Annotated in this window: 15 protein-coding genes and 1 pseudogene; 9 read left to right on the top strand and 7 right to left on the bottom strand. The window is 74.4% G+C overall.

Going from position 1 to position 13896, the window contains the following annotated elements; genetic code table 11:
* Positions 1-174: 174 nt before the first annotated feature.
* From ABZ321_RS27195 to ABZ321_RS27180, 4 genes are read left to right on the top strand one after another with little or no spacing between them, the layout of a single operon-like run.
* Positions 175-969 carry a protein phosphatase 2C domain-containing protein gene (locus ABZ321_RS27195; protein WP_354896166.1) on the top strand — a complete coding sequence of 265 codons (795 nt, stop codon included), beginning with the start codon at positions 175-177 and terminating at the stop codon, positions 967-969.
* Positions 966-2261, top strand: a complete 1296-nt coding sequence (locus ABZ321_RS27190; RefSeq protein ID WP_354896163.1) for a VWA domain-containing protein — start codon at positions 966-968, stop codon at positions 2259-2261. The genes ABZ321_RS27195 and ABZ321_RS27190 overlap by 4 nt, the downstream gene beginning before the upstream one ends.
* An 11-nt stretch (positions 2262-2272) precedes the next feature.
* On the top strand, positions 2273-2983 hold the full coding sequence (locus ABZ321_RS27185) for an FHA domain-containing protein (protein ID WP_354896160.1): 711 nt from the start codon (positions 2273-2275) through the stop codon (positions 2981-2983).
* Between the two features lie 44 nt (positions 2984-3027).
* A complete protein-coding gene (locus tag ABZ321_RS27180; RefSeq protein WP_344499554.1) occupies positions 3028-3810 on the top strand; it encodes an aminoglycoside phosphotransferase family protein in 783 nt (260 codons plus the stop codon).
* Positions 3811-3816: 6 nt separating this feature from the next.
* On the opposite strand, the gene ABZ321_RS27175 is transcribed toward ABZ321_RS27180, so the two are convergent.
* Entirely contained in the window at positions 3817-5028 is a 1212-nt protein-coding gene (locus ABZ321_RS27175; protein ID WP_354896157.1) for a sigma-70 family RNA polymerase sigma factor, read from the bottom strand.
* The gene (locus tag ABZ321_RS27170) at positions 5016-5387 is read right to left on the bottom strand and encodes a YciI family protein (protein WP_354896154.1); all 372 of its coding nucleotides are present in this window, start codon (positions 5385-5387) and stop codon (positions 5016-5018) included. The genes ABZ321_RS27175 and ABZ321_RS27170 overlap by 13 nt, the downstream gene beginning before the upstream one ends.
* 87 nt (positions 5388-5474) lie before the next feature.
* Here ABZ321_RS27170 and ABZ321_RS27165 point away from each other — a divergent pair, with 87 nt between their 5' ends.
* Positions 5475-5903: a nuclear transport factor 2 family protein gene (locus ABZ321_RS27165; RefSeq protein WP_354896151.1), complete on the top strand. Its 429-nt coding sequence runs from the start codon at positions 5475-5477 to the stop codon at positions 5901-5903.
* Between the two features lie 30 nt (positions 5904-5933).
* On the opposite strand, the gene ABZ321_RS27160 is transcribed toward ABZ321_RS27165, so the two are convergent.
* On the bottom strand, positions 5934-6467 hold the full coding sequence (locus ABZ321_RS27160) for a DUF3558 family protein (RefSeq protein WP_354896148.1): 534 nt from the start codon (positions 6465-6467) through the stop codon (positions 5934-5936).
* Positions 6468-6595: 128 nt separating this feature from the next.
* Positions 6596-7951 carry a serine hydrolase gene (locus ABZ321_RS27155; protein ID WP_354896145.1) on the bottom strand — a complete coding sequence of 452 codons (1356 nt, stop codon included), beginning with the start codon at positions 7949-7951 and terminating at the stop codon, positions 6596-6598.
* 23 nt (positions 7952-7974) lie between these two features.
* On the opposite strand from ABZ321_RS27155, the pseudogene ABZ321_RS27150 reads away from it, so the two are divergent.
* A pseudogene (locus tag ABZ321_RS27150) lies at positions 7975-8774 on the top strand (alpha/beta hydrolase).
* Here ABZ321_RS27150 and ABZ321_RS27145 read toward each other — a convergent pair.
* Positions 8737-9255 carry a pyridoxamine 5'-phosphate oxidase family protein gene (locus ABZ321_RS27145; RefSeq protein WP_344499568.1) on the bottom strand — a complete coding sequence of 173 codons (519 nt, stop codon included), beginning with the start codon at positions 9253-9255 and terminating at the stop codon, positions 8737-8739. The pseudogene ABZ321_RS27150 and the gene ABZ321_RS27145 sit on opposite strands and share 38 nt — an antisense overlap.
* A 79-nt stretch (positions 9256-9334) precedes the next feature.
* On the opposite strand from ABZ321_RS27145, the gene ABZ321_RS27140 reads away from it, so the two are divergent.
* Positions 9335-10042, top strand: coding sequence for a helix-turn-helix transcriptional regulator (locus ABZ321_RS27140; RefSeq protein WP_354896140.1), 708 nt, complete (start codon positions 9335-9337; stop codon positions 10040-10042).
* Between the two features lie 22 nt (positions 10043-10064).
* Complete coding sequence (locus ABZ321_RS27135; protein ID WP_354896137.1) at positions 10065-10781, top strand: sulfite exporter TauE/SafE family protein; 717 nt, start codon at positions 10065-10067, stop codon at positions 10779-10781.
* Positions 10782-10788: 7 nt separating this feature from the next.
* Here ABZ321_RS27135 and ABZ321_RS27130 read toward each other — a convergent pair whose 3' ends face one another.
* Together ABZ321_RS27130 and ABZ321_RS27125 are read right to left on the bottom strand one after the other, a co-directional pair.
* Positions 10789-11232: a hypothetical protein gene (locus ABZ321_RS27130; protein WP_354896134.1), complete on the bottom strand. Its 444-nt coding sequence runs from the start codon at positions 11230-11232 to the stop codon at positions 10789-10791.
* The gene (locus ABZ321_RS27125; RefSeq protein ID WP_354896131.1) at positions 11183-12364 is read right to left on the bottom strand and encodes an EI24 domain-containing protein; all 1182 of its coding nucleotides are present in this window, start codon (positions 12362-12364) and stop codon (positions 11183-11185) included. The genes ABZ321_RS27130 and ABZ321_RS27125 overlap by 50 nt, the downstream gene beginning before the upstream one ends.
* A gap of 124 nt (positions 12365-12488) precedes the next feature.
* On the opposite strand from ABZ321_RS27125, the gene ABZ321_RS27120 reads away from it, so the two are divergent.
* The coding region (locus ABZ321_RS27120; RefSeq protein WP_354896129.1) for an Hsp70 family protein at positions 12489-13896 on the top strand (1408 nt) is incomplete at its 3' end.

The raw sequence follows: 13896 nt of genomic DNA, 5'->3' as shown, positions 1-13896 counted from the left end.
ATTGATCAGCGTCTGCCTGGGCGGCCCGCTGAATCCGCCCCCGCCACCTCCCGCGCAGACGTTGGTCAATTGGACGTGGGTCACATTGAGCGGCGTATGGGTGTGGGGGCGGCTGAGGGTGTTTGGCGGTCTTCGAAGGCCAACGACGGGCCCTGTGGCGCGTGCGGGGGAGCGGTGGGTGAAGACGGCTACTGCGACGCCTGCGGGGCGCGGCGGACGGTCGGCCTCGACCACGCCGAGGACGAACTGCCCGGGGTCGCGGCCGTCACGGATCGGGGGTTGCGCAAGGGGCGCAACGAGGACGCGTACGCGATCGGGGTCGCCGGTGGGCGGCGGGCCGTCGTGGTCTGTGACGGGGTCTCCAGCTCGCCCGACTCCGACGCCGCGGCGACCACCGCCGTCGTCGAGGCGATCGGGGTGCTCGTCGGTGGTGGGGACATCGCCGGGGCGTACCGGGCGGCGTCCGACGCCGTCGCACAGCTCGCGGCGGCGTCCGTAGACGCGCCGGCCTGCACGTTCCTCGCGGCCGTCGTCGAGGACGGGCAGGTGACCGTCGGGTGGGTCGGGGACAGCCGCGCGTACTGGCTCGACGCGGACGGCGGCGCCCGCTGCCTCACGGTCGACGACTCCCTCGCCGGGCAGCTCGCCGCCGCGGGCGTGGACGCCGCGGCGCTGCGGCTGTCGGCGCAGGCGGCGGCGCTCACCCGGTGGCTGGGTGCCGACGCGCCGGCCGGGGACCCGCACCTGGTCACTCTGCGGCCGGAGGCGGGAGGCGTGCTGCTGCTCGCCAGTGACGGGCTCACCCGGTACACCACCTGGACCGACGCCATCGAGTGCGCGGCCGGCGCAGTGGAGCTGGCGCGCGCCCTGACCACGTTCGCCCGCGACGCCGGCGGGGCGGACAACATCACCGTCGCGGCCGTCCCGATCGGCGCGGCGGCACCAGACAGAGGAGAGGCGCGGCCATGACCGACGAGTCCAGCGGTGTCGTAGCGGAAGTCTTCCAGAACGAGTACCTGCCGGTCGGTGCCACCGTCGCCGACGCGGTCGTCACCGTCACGGTCGGCGGCGGTCTGGGGGTGGCTTCCGGTGCCCCCGCCGCCGAGGTGATCATGATTGACTGCTCCGGGTCGATGAGCGGGGAGCGGCTCGTGCAGGCGCGCAAGGCCGCCGCGGTCGCCGTCGACACGCTGCGCGACGGGGTGGCGTTCGCGGTCGTCGCGGGCACTGACTGGGCGCAGATGGTGTATCCGGACCAGCAGACCCTCGCCGTCGCCGGGCCCGCCACCCGCGCCGCGGCGAAGGGCGCGATCAAGCACCTGAAGGCCGGCGGCGGCACCCAGATCGGCACCTGGCTCACCCTGGCCCGCGAGCTGTTCCTCGCCGACCGCGCCGAGATCCGCCACGCGATCCTGCTCACCGACGGCCGCAACGGCGAGTCGGCCCGCACGTTCGACGCGGCACTGGAGCAGTGCAAGGGCCTGTTCGTCTGCGACAGCCGCGGCGTCGGGCAGAACTGGAGCGCCGCCGAGCTCATCAAGGTCGCCGACGCGCTGCTCGGCACCGCCGACGGCATGAAGGACCCGGCGGGCCTCGAGGCCGACTTCCGCGCGATGATCGAGGCGGCGATGGGCAAGACCGTCGCCGGTGTGACGCTGCGCCTGTGGACCCCCGCCGGCGCCACGGTCCGCTTCGTCAAACAGGTCCACCCGGAGATCCTCGACCTCACCGGCCGACGTACCGACGTCAGCGCCCGCGTCGGCGATTATCCGATCGGCGCGTGGGGCGCGGAGAGCCGCGACTACCACCTCTCCGTCGAGCTGGACCCCGGCACGATCGGTGTGCTCGGCGAGGAGAAGCTCGCCGCCCGGGTCAGCGTGGTGCGCGGGGAAGAGGTCCTCGCCAAGGGCCTCGTCCGCGCGGTCTGGACCGACGAGGACGAGAAGTCGACCCGCCTCAACCGCCGCGTCGCGCACTATTCCGGCGCCGCCGAGCTGGCCGCCGCGATCCAGGAGGGTCTGGCGGCCCGCGAGGCCGGCGACACCGTCACCGCGACCGCGCGCCTCGGCCGCGCCGTCCAGCTGGCCACCGAGTCCGGCCGTTCCGACACCGTGCAGCTGCTCGCCCGGGTCGTCGAGGTCCAGGACGCCGTGACGGGCACCGTGCAGCTGAAGCGCCGGTCCGAGAACAAGGACGTCGACATCGACGCGGAGATCGCGTCGCTCGGGTCCCGCAAGACGACGCGCGTCCGCCCGAACTGAAGGAGACCACCGTGGCCGTCTGCCCGAAGGGACACGAGTCGGAGACGACCGACTACTGCGACGAGTGCGGCGCCGCCATGGACCCGCCCGCGTCGCCCCCGTCGCCCGCGGTGGATTCGCCGCGGCGGCCGGCGGCGTGCCCCGAGTGCGGCACGCCGCTGACCGGCCGCTTCTGCGAGGTCGACGGCTACGACACCCTGGCGGTCCCGTCCACCGCCCCGCCGCGGGAGGAGGCGGCCCCGCGGGAGGAGACGGCACCGCGGGAGGAGGCGGCGCCGGCGGAGGTCCGGGAGGCGGAGGCGCCGGAGCCGGCGGGCTGGCACGTGGTGGTCTCCGCCGACCGCGCCCACTTCGACCGCGTCCAGGCGTGGAACGGCGCCGACCCCACCATCGCCTACCCCCGCTTCTGCCCCGACCGCCGCTTCCCCCTCACCGGCGACCAGGTCCTCATCGGCCGCCGCAGCCGCTCCCGCGGCAGCTACCCCGACATCGACCTCGCCGGCCCGCCCGAGGACGTCGCCGTCTCCCACCTGCACGCCCTGCTCGTCTCCCAGCCCGGCGGCACCTGGGCGGTGGTCGACCTGCGCTCGGCCAACTGCACGTTCGTCAACGGCGCCGACGACCCGATCCAGCCGGAGCAACCGGTGCCGCTCGCCGACGGCGACCACATCCACGTCGGCTCGTTCACCAGGATCACCCTGCACGCGACCCCGCTGCCGTGATTATTCGGTCGCCGCGGCCGTCCCGGGCGCGGTAGAACGGGCGGATGACCGAACACCGGCTCCCCGGCGGGCGCAGCTTCGGCGCCGTCCGCGTCGGCGACGAGGTCCGCCGCCCCGCCCAGCCATGGACGGCGACCGTACAGACGGTGCTGCGGCATCTGGAGGACGCGGGCTTCGCCGGTGCGCCACGCACCCTCGGCCTCGACGACCAGGGCCGCGAACGTCTGACGTTCCTGCCCGGCGAGACCCTGGGCGACCCCCGGCCGTGGCCGGCCTGGCTGCGCTCCGACGAAGCCCTCCGCCAGGTGGGCGGGTGGCTCCGGCAGCTGCACACGGTGACGGCGGCGTTCCGCCCGCCCGCCGACGCCGTCTGGTTCACCGGCCGCCCCTGGCAGCCGGACCTCCTGATCGGCCACCTGGACGCGTCGCCGTGGAATGTCGTCTGGTCCGGCGACACCCTGGCGGGGTTCGTCGACTGGGACACCGCCAGCCCCTGCCAGGCCGAGGACGACCTCGCCTTCTCCGCCTTGACCTGGGTCCCCCTGTTCCCGGCGGACCTCACCGAAGAGGTCGGCTTCCCCACGCCACCCGACCGCCGCCACCGCTTCCACCTGCTTCTCGACGCGTACGGGTACCCCGCCGACCGTTCCCCGATCCGCAGCGCGATCCTCAACCGCGTCGCCCGCAACGTCGCGGTGATCCGCGAGCTCGCCGCCACCGGCGCCCCGCCCTTCCAGGCGATGCTTCCCTGGGCCGCCGACCTGGAACGCTCCGGCGCCGAGACCGCCGCCCTGCCCGACGACTTCTGGCAGCGCCCGGGCCGCTGACGGCCGTCAGCCAAGGAGGAGCCGGGCGGCCCGCGACTCCAGGTAGCGCTGCTCGGGGCGGCTGAGCGTGCGCCGCGCCGCCAGCCGGTACTGCTCCCGCGCCCCGGCCCGGTCGCCGGCCAGGTCCAGCAGGTGGGCCCGCACCGCCGCCGTCCGGTGGTGCCGGGCCAGCACCGGATCCCCGGCGACCCGGTCCAGCGCGGCGAGCCCGGCCGCCGGGCCGTCGACCATGGCGAGCGCCACGATCCGGTTCAGCGTGACCATCGGGCTCGGGGCGAGGACGTGCAGCAGCCCGTACAGGGCGACGATCTGCGGCCAGTCGGTGTCCTCGGCCCGCGCCGCCTCGTCGTGCACCGCCGCGATCGCGGCCTGCAGCTGAAACGGGCCGATCGGGGCCCGCGCCAGCGTGCGGGTGATGATCGCGACGCCCTCGGCGATCGCGGCCGCGTCCCAGCGGCGCCGGTCCTGCTCGGCGAGCGGGACCAGGGTGCCGTCCGGTCCGGTCCGCGCAGGCCGGCGCGCGTCGGTGAGCAGCATCAACGCGAGCAGCCCGGCCACCTCGCCGTCGTCCGGCAGGCGCCGGTGCAGCTGCCTGGTCAGCCGGACCGCCTCCCGGGTCAGCTCGACCCGGTTCAGGGCGTCGCCGGAGCTGGCGGTGTAGCCCTCGTTGAAGATCAGGTAGAGCACGTGACGGACCGCGGTGAGGCGCTCGCCGAGCTCGCCCGGCTCGGGCAGCTCGAACCGGGTGCCGGTGTCGCGGATCCGCTGCTTGGCCCGGCTGATCCGCTGGCCGACGGTGGCCTCCGGCAGCAGCAGCGCCCGGGCGATCTCCGCGGTGCTGAGCCCGCCGACCGCCCGCAGGGTGAGCGTGACCTGCGCCGGCACGCTGAGCGCGGGATGGCAGCAGAGCAGCAGCAACGCCAGCTCGTCGTCGCCGCGGACCTGCGGCTCGGGCTCGTGCTGGACCGCATCCTCGCGGCGCCGGCGGGCCGTCTCGTTGCGCAGCAGCTCCACCCGCCGGCGGCTCGCCACGGTGATCAGCCAGTTTCGCGGATGCTCCGGCACGCCGGTCTCCGGCCACTGCCCGGCGGCCGCGATCAGCGCCTCCTGCACCGCGTCCTCGCAGGCCTCGAAGCCGCCGTAGCGGCGCACCACGGCGGCCAGGACCTGCGGCGCGCATTCGCGTAACAGGTCCGGCAGCCCGGTCACAGCTCCCATTCGCTCATGTCGAGGACAGGGCGCACCTCGACGCGGGTGTACGCGGCGTCCGGCGCCTTCGCGGCCCAGGCGACCGCCTCGTCGAGGTCCGCGACGTCGATCAGGTAGAAGCCGGCCAGGTGCTCCTTGACCTCGGCGTACGGGCCGTCGGAGGTGATCGTCCTGCCGTCGCGCACCGAGACCTGGGTGGCCAGCTCCGGGTCGCCCAGCCCTTCGCTGACCACCAGCACGCCGGCCTCGCGCATCTCCTCGGTCAGCCGCAGGTGACCCAGGCCGAGGTCGGTCCGCTGCTGGTCGGTCAGCGTCTCCCAGACCGCGAGGGACTGCGGGTTCGACTGGATCAGGATCATGTACTTCATGGTTTCTCCCCTTCGCTCTCACCGGGATGTCGAAACCGGCCGGCCCGGCTTCGACATCCCGGGAAAGAGAGAAAGGTAGGACCCGTCATGGACGAGATCCGGGAAGTCATCGAGGGCAAGGCCGCGCTGCTGCGGACAGGTGACGCCAAGGCCATCCTGTCGCACTACGCGCCCGGCTACGTCGAGTTCAGCTTGGCCCCGCCCCTGCGCCAGCCCGGCGACGGCCGCGACCCGGCCGTGGTGGAGGCCTGGATGGCCACCTTCGAGGCGCCACCGCGCCGCGAGGTCACCCGGCTGGAGATCACCACGGACGGCGACGTGGCGTTCGCGACCAGCCTCGACCGCCTGACCGCCGTGCCGCGCGGCTCGACCGAGAGTTTCAGCCTGTGGTTCCGGGTGACGCTGGGGCTGCGCCGCGTCGACGGGCGCTGGCTGGTGACGCACGAGCACGAGTCGGTGCCGTTCGAGATGGACGGCTCGTTCCGCGCCTCGACCGGGCTGACCCCCACCGACTGAGCCGGCGGGGACCCTGGGGAGCCCTGGGGATCAGGCCAGCTTCGGCAGGACGGCCTCGGCGGTGCGCTGCTCGACCTTGAGGTTGGCGGCGTCGGTGGAGGCGGAGGTGGCGTAGACGTCGACGACCTTGCCGTCGGCGTAGACGTACAGGTGGCCGGCGAGGGAGTAGGCGGCCTCGCCGATGCCGTCGACCTGCTTGGCGTCCTTGTTCTGCACGTCGAACTGGTCGCGGGTCTCGATGTTGACGGTCACGTCGAGCTGGCCGGAGCTGAGCTGCCACTGGCAGTAGCGGGCGCCGGAGGTGGCGCCGCCCTCGTTGGTCATGAGGGTGACCCGCTGGCCGGTGAGCCGGTTGACGTCGGCCTTCGTCAGCAGGGTGCAGATGTCGGGCAGGTTGACGGCGGCGGCCGACCTGGTGGGGGTGTGGGTGGGGGCGCTCGACGCGGCGGCGGCCGCGCCGCCGGTGGGGGTCGGGGTGTCGGTGGCCTTGTCGAGGACGCCGCACCCCGTCAGGGTCGCGGCGGTCAGCAGGGCGGTGGCGGCGGTGACGGCAAGGCGGCGCATGACGGCTCCTCAGGGGGCGACGCGAAGGAACGACGAGAAGGGGCGGCGCTTTCGGTTGCACCTGACCCTGACGGATCAACGATCGCGCCGCCCCCGCATCGGAGCCACCTGGCACTTTTCCGGGACCTTCACGACCTGGCGCGCACCACCGGGTGCTCGGTGAACTCGAAGCCGACCGAGTCCACTGGGGCGATGGTGGCGCCCGTGTCGTCGAATTCCACGGTGTACGAGCGGGTCGCCGGATCCCCGGTGTGGCAGACCCGCAGCTCGAACGTGGTGGGCCCGAGCCAGGCACCCGTGGTGGCGACCGGGTTGGCCACGCCGTCCGAGGTGGTCATGGTCGACGAGGTCCAGCGGCCGGGCTCGCACGCGAACCGGTGGACGCCGTGCTCGTCGTGCAGCTCCGCGAGCCAGCCGTTCGCTCCTCGTACAACGGCGAAACCGACAATCCGGGAAGGCTGGTCGATCTCCGGACGATGGTGACGGCGGGGCGGTGCGGGTGGGTCGGCGGTGTGGAAGCGGCCCGGAAGGTCCGCGCGCGGCTCGGCGGTGCCGGTGAGCGCGGGCAGCGCCAGGGGCGGCAGGTCCGCGGCGGGCGCCTCCATCAGGTGCGCGAAGACGGCGTCGAGCACGGCCTGCATGTCGGTGGTGCCGGAGGTGACCGCGACGACCGTGTCCAGCCGCGGCGAGACCACGATGAACTGCCCGAACGCGCCGTCGCCCCGGTACGCGTCGTGCCGGCACCGCCAGAACTGGAAGCCGTAACCCTGCTGCCAGTCGAGGGACTCCTGCGAGCCGGTCGGGTCCACGTTGGGGACCTGCTCGGCGGTGGCCGCGTCGATCCACTCGGCCGGCACGAGCTGGCGGTCCTGCCAGCGGCCGCGCTGCAGGCACAGCTGCCCGAACGCCGCCAGGTCGCGGGTGCGCAGCGTCAGCCCCCAGCCGCCGGTGACGATCCCGCGCGGGCAGGTCTCCCAGGTGGCGGGCCCGAAGCCGAGCGGTTCGAAGAGCCGCGGGCGCAGGTAGTCCAGCACGGTCTCGCCGGTGCGCCGCTGCACGATGGCCGACAGCGCATACGTGGCGCCGCTGTTGTAGACGAACCGGGTGCCGGGCTCGTGCACGACCGGGTGGCGCAGGAACCCGCGGACCCAGTCATCGTCGGGGTCCGCGGCCATCGAGTCACCCGACTCGCTGTCGTGCCCGGTGGTCATCGTGAGCAGGTGCCGCACCCGCATGCCGCGCAGGTCCTCGCCCGGGAGGTGGTCCTCGACCAGGTCGTCGACGGACAGCAGCCCGTCGGTGACGGCCAGGCCGACGGCCGTCGACGTAAAGCTCTTGCTCAGCGAGTAGAGGGTCTGCGGCTGGTCGATCTCGTACGGGTGCCACGCGCCCTCCGCGACGGTCCGGCCGCCGCGCAGCAGCACGAAGCTGTGCACGCCGAGCCGCTCCGCCGCGACGAGGAACCCTTCGATGGATGCAGTCACCATGAGAGCCTACGATGATCACGATGCCGGCTCTACGACGCGTGACCGTGCCCCGCGCCGACGTGACCCTGTCCGCCCTCGCCGGCGGTGACGGTCCACCGGTGGTCCTGCTGCACGGCCTGGCCGGCAGCGCCGCCGAGCTGGAGCCGACCGCGCTCGGGCTCCTCGACTCGTACACGGTGATCGTCCCGGACCAGCGCGGCCACGGGCACGCGACCCGCCACCCCGCCGACGTGTCCCGCCGCGCCTACGTCGACGACGTCCTCGCGGTCCTCGACGCCTTCGCTCAGGGCCCGGCCGTGCTGGTCGGCCAGTCGATGGGCGCGCACACCGCGATGCTCGTCGCGGCGTGGCACCCCGACCGGGTCCGCGGCCTGCTGATGCTGGAGGGCGGCGTCGGCGGCGACGACGGCGACTACCCGAGCCGCCTGGAGGCGTGGTTCGCGTCGTGGCCGGTGCCGTTCCCGACCAGGCAGGCCGCGGTCGAGTTCCTCGGCGGCCGCTCCCTCGCCGCCGCCTGGGCCGCCGACCTCGAAGAACGCGACGGCGCCTTCTGGCCCCGCTTCGACGGCGCGGTGATGACCGCCGCGATCAGGGGCGTCGCCGGCGAGGCCCGCTGGGACGACTGGGCCGCCGTCACCGCCCGACCCTGCTGGTCCGCGGCGCGGCCGGCACCGGTCCCGAGGGCGAGGTGGAGCGGATGCTGGCCCTGCGCCCCGGCGTCGAGCACGTCGTCGTCCCCGACGCCGGCCACGACGTCCACCTCGACCAGCCCGACGCCTGGCTCACCGTGCTGCGCTCGTTTCTGCGGCGGCTCGCGTAGCCTCGCGCCGGCGGACCAGCTCCTCGACGGCGGACGGCAGGGTGGTTTCGAAGTCGATGAGCTTCGCCCAGGTCGGGGTGACGACGATGCGGACCATGCCGTCGTAGAGGGAGCGGACCTCGGCCTCCCACTCGACGCGCTGCTCGGGCGTCATCGCGTAGCTGCCGTTCATCTGCAGGTACTCGTCCGGGATGCCGTCGACGACGTCCAGCTCGGCCCGCCCGCGCACGAGCAGGATCTTCGGCGGGTGGACCTCGGTGTCGACGGTCAGGGCGACCATCGGGTTGGCGCGCAGCGCGTGGAGCTTCGGGGCGTTCGTCGAGGTGCACATGACGATCTCCGAGCCGTTCCAGGTGAACGCGATCGGGATGCTGCGCGGCGTGCCGTCCTTGGCGACGTAGGCGAGGCGGCACAGGTCGCGGGCCAGCAGCTCCTGGCTGATCGGCCGGTTCAGGATCTCGGTGATCTCGGCGGGGTGCATGGTGGTGGCTCCTTCGTCGGTGTCGTGCGTCCCCCTGGGACGGAGCCGGTCCGGCCGTTTCGACAAGTAGGGTGGCGCGGTGCGGCAGTGGCGGTACAGCAGCGTCGGGGACGTCGAGGTCGCGCGCACGATCGGGGCCGGGCCGCTGCTGATCGGGGCGCACTTCCACGACGCCGTGCAGGTCACGGTGGTCACGTCGGGGCGGCGGGCGTTCGGCGGTCCCGCCGGCCCCGTCGAGGCGGAGGCCGGGCACGCGATCGTCATCCCGGCGTACCTGGCGCACGCCGCCGCCCCGATGGCCGCGGGGGACGACAGCGTCAACGTGTACCTGCCGGCCGGCGTGTTCGAGGGCGCCGCGCCGGTGGTCGTGCCGGTGCCGCCCGGCGTCGAGCGGCTGCCGCCACCGGGGATGGCGGCGGCGCTGCGCGCGGTGCTGGCAGCGGTGTTGGCAGTGGCGCCGGTCCCGAGCCGCAGAGCTCGGCCGACCGCGCTCGCGGCGGCCGTCATGGGCACGGACGCCGACCTGCGGACGCTCGCCGCGCGGTTCACGCTGTCCCGGGAGGCCGTGATCCGCCGGTTCGCCCGCGAGACCGGGATGACGCCGCACGCGTTCCGCGTGGTCGCCCGGCTGAACGTCGCGCGGCGGCTGCTCCGGGCGGGGATGGCGCCGGCCGAGGCGGCGGCCCGGTCCGGGTTCGCCGACCAGAGCCACCTGGGCCGGCAGTTCCGCGCCGTGTTCGGCACGATGCCGGGGCGCTACCGCACTTTCGTTCCAGACAGCCGGTGACGAAGCGGCCAGGATCGGCGGCGTGGAGCTGATCGTGCTGCTGGGGGCGGGACTGCTGGGTGGCGTCGTCAACGCGCTGGCCGGTGGGGCGACGCTGCTGACCTTCCCGGCGCTCATGGCGGCCGGCCTGCCGCCGGTCGTGGCGAACGCGTCCAACGCCGTGGCGCTCTCGCCCAGCCACCTCGCCGCCGCCGTCGCCGACCGGGACAGCCGCCCCGCCGCCGACCGCCGGCTCCGGGGTGAGGTCGCCGTCGCGGTCGCCGGTGGCGCGGCCGGGTCGCTGCTGCTGCTGGCCCTGCCCGCCCGGCAGTTCCAGGCGGCGGTGCCCGTCCTCGTCGCCGCCGGCACCGTCCTGTTCGCCGCCGCACCCCGCCTGCGCTTCCGCGGGGAGGCGGGCCGCCTGTCGTTGTGGGTCGCGTGCGTCTACGGCGGCTTCTTCGGCGCGGGCCTCGGTGTCATCCTCAGCGCGCTGCTCACGATGGGCGCCGGCACCGACGCGCGGCGGGTCAACGCCCGCAAGAACGTCCTCGCCTCGGCGGCCGGCCTCACGGCGGTGGTGGTCTTCGCCGGCACGGGCATCGTCGCGTGGCCGGAGACCGCGGCGATGCTGGCCGGCGCGCTGGCGGGCGGATGGCTCGGCGGGCGCGCCGCCGGAGTCATGCGGGCCGGCGCGGTGCGGGCGGCCGTGATCGCGTGCGGGTCCGTGCTGACGGTCGTCTACGCGCTGCGGTACTGGTGAACGAACCTCAGCCGATGCGGATGACCATGACCTCGTCGTCGGCGACGTCCGCGACGCAGTCGTGGAGCAGGATGATGACGTCGCGCCCGGCGGCGCCCGCGTCGGCGGGGTCGATGTCGATGCGGTCCTCGGCGAACCGGTCGCGGAACTCCGCGTCGCCGAAGGCGTCGGGGTCGAGGCGCGGCAGGAAGGTGCGGTGCCGCGGGGTCAGCAGGACGGTGAACTTGTCGTCGTCCTCGGGCACGTCGTGGAGCAGCTGCTCGTGCTCGGACGTGTGCAGGGTGATGCCGCGGTCGCCGAGCAGCTCCAGCACCGGCAGGATCACGTAGGCCGACCAGTCGAAGGACACGCGCAGCGGCGTGCCGAGCTTCTCCAGCACGGCCGCGGGATCGCGGGTGAACTCAGGGACCGAAGCTGCCTTGAGGGAGTTGAAGGTGGCCACTGCCGACATGGCGCTGACCGTACCGCAGGCGCGGATCGACCCACTGCGGGGGCGTCGCGGAAGCCAGGATCCGGCGGTGCAGCAGGACCGCGCCGACCAGTACCGCGGGCGCCGTGACCAGGTACAGCACGGCGCCGGGCGCGGCGAAGATCTCGGGGATCGGCACGATCACCAGGAACCGCAGCGACAGCACGGGCAGGATCAGCGCGATCACGCTCATCATGCCGAAGCCGGTGACGTAGGAGCGGTGCCGCCACGCGAACCGCAGGTGCTGCTTCGCGCCGTGGACGCCGTGGTGGTGCAGCGACACGGCGAGCACCAGGACCCCGACGAGGAAGCCGTTGAAGAACAGCCCGACCCCGAACGCGACGGCGATGTTGAAGCCGGGCAGCAGCAGCAGCGGCAGGAAGACCAGCCAGCCGACGTGCAGGACCACCGTCACGACGGCGGTCTGGCGCAGGCACACCAGCGACGCCCGCCACCAGGACGGCGGGGTGACGCCGCCGCCGGTCAGAGCGACCACGCTGCGGGTCATGAACGGCAGGAAGAACGCGCCGAAGAACATCGTCACCGGCACCGTCAGCGCCGTGATGAGCAGGTGGAACGCGGTCTCGGCCACCCACCGCATGACCCAGCCGAGGGCCCAGCGCAGCGCCGACGGCCAGCTCGCGACGAACCCGAGCAGCCAGTCGACGGCGGCGTTGATCACCATCGAGACGCCCTTCTCGACGCCGAGGAGGCAGACCGCGGTCAACGCGACCGGCAGCAGCGCCCACAGCCACAGCCGGGGGCTGCGGACGAAGAGCGCGAGCCCGCGCCAGAAGAAGCCGATGCCGATGAAGAACCGGCCGACGCTGCTCGCGGCCCGCTTGGCGCCGGCGACGGTGTGCCGGGTCGCGGTCCCGGCGGCGCCGGCGACCCGGACGGCGGCCGCCTGCGCCGCGGCCTGCGCGACCTGCGCCGCCTGGGCGGCGACCTGAGCGGCCTGCCCGGCCTGCGCCGCGGCCTGGGCGAGCCGGTCCCCCCGGACCCCGCTGGGCGTTTCCAGATCCGACGAGGCGCCCGACGGCGAGCCCGACGAAGGGCTGGGCACGAAGGGCGCCGCGTACGGCGCGGCCGGCGGGCGCAGCTGTTCGTCCAAGACGTGCCTCCTCGCTGTCGGCGGGGGAGCGACAAGACGCAGAGCGTAGCGGCTCGCCGGGCGAGCCCGCAGGTACCTCGTTCGTGTGTACCGCTGAACAGCCATGACTTCGTAAGGTCATCGGGTGGTGACGGACGGCGCGGCAGGGCTCGGCATCGACTTCGGCACCTCCACCACCGTCGCCATGCTCGCCGGCGCCGACGGGGTCACCCGGCCGCTGCTGTTCGACGCGAGCCCGCTGCTGTCCTCGGCCGTGTTCGCCGCACCCGGCGGCGACCTGCTGACCGGCGCGGACGCGGAGCGGGCGGCGGTCGCGTTCCCCGCCGCGTACGAGCCCAACCCGAAGCGCCGCGTCGACGAGCGGACCGTGCTGCTCGGCGAGCGGGAGGTGACCGTCGTCGACCTCGTCGCCGCGGTCCTGCGGCGGGTCGCGGTGGAGGCCGAACGGTCCACCGGCGTGCCGCCGCCGACCGTGGTGCTGACCCACCCGGCGACCTGGGGAGCGACCCGCCTCGCCGTCCTCGCCGAGAGCGCGGATCGGGCCGGGCTCGGCGCCGTCCGGTTCGTGCCGGAGCCGGTGGCGGCCGCCGCGTACCTCACCGGGACCCTGCGGCAGGAGCTCCCGCCCGGACGCTGCCTGGTCGTCTACGACCTGGGCGCAGGCACGTTCGACGTCAGCGCGGTCCGGGCGACCGGCGGCGGCTTCGAGGTCGTCACGTCGGCCGGGATCGCGGACGTCGGCGGGCTCGACCTCGACGCGGCCGTCGTCGGCCTGGCCCGGGAGACCGCGGGGCCCGCGGTGTGGCAGCGGCTGGACCGGCCGCGGACCCAGCCGGACCAGGAGGCCCGCCATCAGCTGTGGCACGGCGCGCGGGCGGTCAAGGAGCAGCTGTCCCGGCACGCGACCGGCGACCTGCGGATCCCGGTCGCGGCCGCGACGATCCACGTGACCAGGGAGGAGTTCGAGGCGCTCGCGCTGCCGTACCTGCGGCGGACCGTCGAGGTGACGCTGCGGACCCTCGGCGCCGCCGGCATCGACACCGGCGAGGTCGCCGGGCTGTTCCTCGTCGGCGGCGGCTCGCGGGTGCCGCTCGCGGCGACGCTGCTGCACCGGGCGACCCGCATCGCGCCGAGCATCCTGGACCATCCGGAGCTGGTGGTCGCCGCCGGCAGCCTGCACGCGCCATCACCCGAGGACCCGCACACGGACCAGCCTCTGGACCCGCACATTCCCGGCCAGCGGCAGCCGAGCGTGCCGTTCGACGTGCTCTTTGACGTGCCGCCGACGGCGCCGTTCGACGCGCTGCCGCCGGGGCTCGTGCTGCCGGAGCCCGCGACCGCCGTGCTGCCGGAGCCGCGCCTGCCGATCGACGGGGCGGTGTTCGAGCCGCTGCCGCTGGCGGAGCCAGCCTGGGAGAGCGAACCGGTGATCGACCCCGTCGCCCCGGCTGCTCTGCCCGCGCGCACGGTCGCGGACTGGGTGCGCCGCGGCGGCGTGTGGGCGGCCCTCGCCGCCCTCGCCGCGGGGGTCG

It is taken from the genome of Dactylosporangium sp. NPDC006015, from assembly GCF_040614215.1.
In the GTDB taxonomy this organism is placed as follows: Bacteria; Actinomycetota; Actinomycetes; order Mycobacteriales; family Micromonosporaceae; genus Dactylosporangium; species Dactylosporangium maewongense.
This window is presented reverse-complemented; position numbering and strand designations above follow the sequence as displayed.

Excerpts from the sequence above, each read along its gene's own strand:
- ABZ321_RS27190 (WP_354896163.1), top strand. The coding sequence starts at position 966 with ATGACCGACGAGTCCAGCGGTGTCGTAGCGGAAGTCTTCCAGAACGAG.
- ABZ321_RS27180 (WP_344499554.1), top strand. The coding sequence starts at position 3,028 with ATGACCGAACACCGGCTCCCCGGCGGGCGCAGCTTCGGCGCCGTCCGC.
- ABZ321_RS27175 (WP_354896157.1), bottom strand. The coding sequence starts at position 5,028 with ATGGGAGCTGTGACCGGGCTGCCGGACCTGTTACGCGAATGCGCGCCG.
- ABZ321_RS27170 (WP_354896154.1), bottom strand. The coding sequence starts at position 5,387 with ATGAAGTACATGATCCTGATCCAGTCGAACCCGCAGTCCCTCGCGGTC.
- ABZ321_RS27165 (WP_354896151.1), top strand. The coding sequence starts at position 5,475 with ATGGACGAGATCCGGGAAGTCATCGAGGGCAAGGCCGCGCTGCTGCGG.
- ABZ321_RS27160 (WP_354896148.1), bottom strand. The coding sequence starts at position 6,467 with ATGCGCCGCCTTGCCGTCACCGCCGCCACCGCCCTGCTGACCGCCGCG.
- ABZ321_RS27145 (WP_344499568.1), bottom strand. The coding sequence starts at position 9,255 with ATGCACCCCGCCGAGATCACCGAGATCCTGAACCGGCCGATCAGCCAG.
- ABZ321_RS27130 (WP_354896134.1), bottom strand. The coding sequence starts at position 11,232 with ATGTCGGCAGTGGCCACCTTCAACTCCCTCAAGGCAGCTTCGGTCCCT.